Annotated in this window: 1 protein-coding gene; it reads left to right on the top strand. The window is 34.0% G+C overall.

Annotated features, from left to right (window positions below; genetic code table 11):
* Positions 1 to 141 precede the first annotated feature (141 nt).
* The coding region (locus AACS98_RS22050; RefSeq protein ID WP_066384130.1) for a sensor histidine kinase at positions 142 to 776 on the top strand (635 nt) is incomplete at its 3' end.

The following is a 776-nucleotide window of genomic DNA, read 5'->3' as shown; positions in this document are numbered from 1 at the left end:
GTGATGAGAGAAAGTATCCAGATGCAAATTGTGCCAAGCAAAGTTTATGACCTGCACCAATACTAACTGTACCTTATTTAACTCAAAACTGCTGTATTAGTTATAATAAAAAGGAAATTGTCATGATAAAAACTGGTATTTATGGCTAATAAAATGCTACTCACATCAGCGTTTTTGCATGATATTCTAAGCCCTGTTCTGGGAATCAAAACTATTTTAAAGCAGATGATAGAAGGTGGTTATGGGCATAGCTTAGAAGAGATAAAGCCAGTGTTGGAAGCTATTTTGCAAACAACTAATAAAGTCAGTAATCTCATAGAAAATCAAAAGAACAATAAAAATAATTTAAGTATTAATCCCAGAACTATTAAATACTTAAATATATTTGAGGTATTACAAAAATTGCACATTGAGTATTCACCACTAGCTAAGAGCAGGTCACTAAGTTTACACTTGGAGGCGTATTTACCGTTGGCTCATGGTGCTGGGGTGATGGCTGATGTTGTTTGTCTAGAGAGAATGCTGTCGAATGTAATACAGAATGCCATTAAATATACAGAAGTGGGTGGAGTCTTTATCAGATTACTAAATGAAAAAGATGATTTGGTAATTGAAGTTGAAGATACGGGGAAAGGGATTGATTCGGATGAGCTATCAAATATATTTTTTCCTTTTTACAGAGCGCAAACAAAATCAGAAGGTAGCGGATTGGGATTATATGTAGCAATGATGGTAGCCAAGTCACATAATTTAACACTCTTAGTAGATTCAAAATT

Source organism: Anabaena sp. CA = ATCC 33047 (assembly GCF_963870205.1).
Taxonomy (GTDB): domain Bacteria; phylum Cyanobacteriota; class Cyanobacteriia; order Cyanobacteriales; family Nostocaceae; genus Trichormus.
The sequence above is the reverse complement of the archived record's forward strand: the minus strand, read 5'-3'. Positions and strand labels throughout refer to the sequence as shown.